5 protein-coding genes are annotated in these 3,621 nt (G+C 59.3%); 4 read left to right on the top strand and 1 reads right to left on the bottom strand.

Features of this window, described 5'->3' with window-relative positions:
- The 4 genes from CR105_RS28600 to CR105_RS27060 form a co-directional block, all read left to right on the top strand.
- On the top strand, window positions 1-206 hold a 206-nt coding region (locus CR105_RS28600; protein WP_099794044.1), incomplete at its 5' end, for a DUF7940 domain-containing protein.
- Window positions 196-705, top strand: a complete 510-nt coding sequence (locus CR105_RS27070) for a glycoside hydrolase family protein (RefSeq protein ID WP_099794042.1) — start codon at window positions 196-198, stop codon at window positions 703-705. The genes CR105_RS28600 and CR105_RS27070, both read left to right, overlap by 11 nt.
- The gene (locus CR105_RS27065; RefSeq protein WP_099794040.1) at window positions 702-1,097 is read left to right on the top strand and encodes a hypothetical protein; all 396 of its coding nucleotides are present in this window, start codon (window positions 702-704) and stop codon (window positions 1,095-1,097) included. Before CR105_RS27070 ends, CR105_RS27065 begins: the two co-directional genes overlap by 4 nt.
- Window positions 1,094-1,333 carry a hypothetical protein gene (locus CR105_RS27060; RefSeq protein WP_099794038.1) on the top strand — a complete coding sequence of 80 codons (240 nt, stop codon included), beginning with the start codon at window positions 1,094-1,096 and terminating at the stop codon, window positions 1,331-1,333. Before CR105_RS27065 ends, CR105_RS27060 begins: the two co-directional genes overlap by 4 nt.
- A gap of 662 nt (window positions 1,334-1,995) precedes the next feature.
- On the opposite strand, the gene CR105_RS27045 is transcribed toward CR105_RS27060, so the two are convergent.
- On the bottom strand, window positions 1,996-3,216 hold the full coding sequence (locus CR105_RS27045; RefSeq protein ID WP_099794033.1) for a tyrosine-type recombinase/integrase: 1,221 nt from the start codon (window positions 3,214-3,216) through the stop codon (window positions 1,996-1,998).
- Between the last annotated feature and the right edge of the window lie 405 nt (window positions 3,217-3,621).

Raw genomic sequence — 3,621 nt, 5'->3', positions numbered from 1 at the left:
GCGACTGGCGCGCAATCGTCAAGAAGGCATGGAGCCTGAAATTCAACGCGGCTGCGCTCGTCCTGGGCGCGCTTGAGGTCTATGTCGGCATGGTCAAGCCTGACGGCATTCCAACCGGCGCGTTTGCTATGCTTTCGGGCCTTGCGACGACGGCGGCAATGGTGGCGCGCGTGATGGCGCAGAAGGAGTTGAGCGATGGCAAATAGAATGCGCGTCGGCATCGCCGGCCTGGCTGTATCGCTGTCGATGTTTTCGGCGCTGGTCTACAAGGAGCATTACACCGAAACGGCAGTGATCCCGACCAAGAATGATCGGCCTACTGTGGGTTTCGGCTCGACGTTCTGGGAGGATGGTCGCCCCGTAAGGTTGGGCGACAAAATCACGCCGGTTCGCGCTGTTCAATTGGCTACCGCCCACATCACCAAAGAGGAGACGGCATTCCGCGCCACCCTGCCGGGCGTTGAGATGCATCCGGAGGAGTACAACATCTACATGGACTGGGCGTATCAGTATGGCGCCGGGGCTTGGCGTGCATCGTCAATGCGCCGCCACCTGCTCGCCCGCAACTACCGGATCGCGTGTCACTCACTGTTGCTGTACAACAAGTCCGGCGGGTTCGATTGCTCCATCCCCGGCAATCGCGTCTGCGCGGGCGTCTGGACGCGGCAAAAAGAGCGGCACGCCGCATGTTTGGCGGCCCAATGAGCCTCTTAACCAACGTCACCAGCGCCGCAGTCAGCGGCATCTGGAAAGCGGCCGCTATCGGCATCCTCGTCGCCTCCGTGGCATCGAGCGCATACTTGGGCTACAACTGGCACATGGCAGCGCTTGATCGCGACCAGGCGCGCACCGAGCTGGCCGTCGAGCGCACGATCAGCGCCCAATACCAACTCGCCATCCGAGAGCAGAACCGCGCAGTCGAGTCGCTGGCAAAGCAGAAGGCGGAAGCTGAGGCGCGCGGGCAGGCAGCGCAGCAGATCGCCGCAGCTAATGGTCGGCGCTTCGATGGCGCGCTCGAACGAATCAAGGGCGCTAAAGCGACGACCTGTGACGAGGCCATGCCCGCAGTGAACGCGATTCTGGAGGCGATCAAATGAAGTGGCTCATTCTGCTTATGCTCGCCGGCTGCGCGACCAAGTCAGTCACGCAAGAGGTCAAGGTGCCGGTCTACGCCGCCTGCGTGAAGGACAAGCTGACGCGCCCGGTCTACGAAACGGAGAAGCTCAAGCCTGAATCGAGCGACGGCGAAAAGGTACTCGCACTCGCGCGCGACAAGCCGACGCATCTGAAGTACGAAGGCCAGCTCGAAGCCGTCATTGCAGGGTGCAGCTGAGACGCAAAAATTGTGCTATCTGCTAGGTTCCGCCATGCCGCTGATCATACTTTCCATTCGGCCTATGTCCTCTGGTCGCGCCGCTTTTCCAACGTGTCGCGCCCAAGAAAAGTAGACGCCGACGGCGATAGCGCGCACCGCGTCTGCGTTGCAGATGATGGTGTCGCGCGGGTGCTTTACCATGGCTTCAATAGCATCGGTTGCCACGGCTGTAATCCATTGGTAGGAGTTGTCCATAGAGTGAACTTATGCAGTCATGATGGGCCGCGTGTCCGTTGCTTAGTACTATCAGAACAGATAGGTGCGACTATAATGTCGCAATGAAAGCTCACGTAAAAATACTGCGCCGCAATGGCGCGCGAATGACGGAGCGTGCCATCGGTGCAGATCCGGGCGCTCGCGGCGACATGATACTTGTCAGGGTGGCTGATCGGACAGAGCGGAAGTTAGCCGACCCTAACGACGCACAAATGAAACCTATCATTCCAGTGCTCTACCATGCGCGGCTAACGACCATGCACGGAAACCGAATGCTGTTCTAGGGCCTGACGGCGCCTCGGGAAGATGGTGGCCAGCCACAGGAATGGTCGGTCGAACTCGTATCGTTGGATATTTTGGCTGAACAATCTTTCTCGTCAGATGCTTCGGCGCGACGTAGCCCCTCATGCCGGCGTAGTTCCGCTCGACTTTGGGGGCGCCGCGCAAAAATCGGACCACGTCTGCATTAACACCTTTCGCTTGTCCAGTAGGTCCCCGCGTCGGTAGGCTGCCTCAACCTTATCCGGCAGACTGTGCGCCAGCGCATGCTCGCAGATTTCGCGAGGGAACGTGTTACCGACTGACTCGGAGCACCAATCGCGGAAAGTCGACCTGAAGCCATGAATGGTGATGTCGTTCCGTCCCATGCGGCGTAGAACTGCCGTCAGACTCATGTCCGACATTGATGTGCCAACCCCTCTACCAGGGAAGATAATCCCCTCGCGCCCTGAGGCACGCCGGAGCAGCCCAATCGCGCCGGACGATAGTGGCACACGGTGTTCTCGTCCAGCCTTCATACGCTCGGCAGGAATGGTCCATACAGCGGCCTGCATATCAATTTCGCCCCACGTGGCGCCGCGTACCTCGCCAGACCGCGTGGCCGTCAGGATCGCAAATTCTACGGCGCGCGCGGCAACTCCTTCGCGTGTCTGAAGCTCTGCGATGAAGCCGCTTAATTCCTGCCATGGCAGGGCAGGGTGATGCTCCACCTTTGATACCTTGTTCGGGTCCGCAAGTAAATTGTCCAAATGCCCGCGCCAGCGCGCCGGATTTTCGCCAATCCGATACTTGCTTACCGTCGCCCAGTCGAGCACGCTTTCAATCCTGCCGCGCAACCTGGTTGCGGTCTCGGTCTTTTCCTGCCAAATTGGGCTCAGAACCTTGACGACCAAAGCCGTATCAACGGCCGCTACCGGCATGGCACCGATGATCGGGCCGGCATAAGTAGCCAGCGTGCTCTCCCACTGCGCCGCGTGCTTGGCGCTTTTCCAGCTGCCTCGGTGTGCGGCGATGTATGCGGTCGCACATTGATCAAACGTGATCATCTTCGCCCGCTCTAGCGCATCAACAAGTTGCGTCGCCTTCCGTTCATCGAGCGGGTCCCGTCCGGCCAGGAGGAGAGTCCTGCATGACTTCGCCTTCGCTCTTGCCTCAGATAGTGTGACCGTATGCAGGGCGCCCAAGCCCATTTCGCGCTGCTTGCCCGCAAGCGTGTATCGAAAAATCCAGCTCTTCGTTATTGACTTCGAAACCTGTAGCCACAGGCCGGCGCCGTCGCCATAATACCCAGGCGCATTGGTTTTGCTGACCGCGAGTGCGCTCAATTTTTCGACTGACCTTCCCATCTGTACCCCCGTTTGTACCCACACGCAGTTGCTGGATTTTAGTCTACTCCAATGTGCCGCACTGGACTATCAATAGTCGCGTAGCCCCGCAATTTCATAGGGAGGTGTCTCTTATTGGATCTTAATGGATGAGTTAGGGGCGGACACCCTTTCCGCCAGTAGTAGGAAAAAAGCTCCCCAACGGGAGCTTTTTTTTCGTGTGCGCCCAGCATGGGCGCACTCTTGCGGGTGCAAGTCCCGCCGCGAGCTGACCACAGCGAGCGAAGCGAAGCGCAACTGCGGAAGGGCGACCGACTGTGGTGAGGAAGCGTGGAGCGAAACTGCGAGCCGATGAACAAGAATCGGATACAAGGCGCTGCTTTGCAGGGCGAGCGGGCACGAAACCGCGAAGCTCTTGTGGTCAAT

The sequence above is a fragment of the Massilia eurypsychrophila genome (assembly GCF_002760655.1).
In the GTDB taxonomy this organism is placed as follows: domain Bacteria; phylum Pseudomonadota; class Gammaproteobacteria; order Burkholderiales; family Burkholderiaceae_D; genus JAFCUW01.
This window is presented reverse-complemented; position numbering and strand designations above follow the sequence as displayed.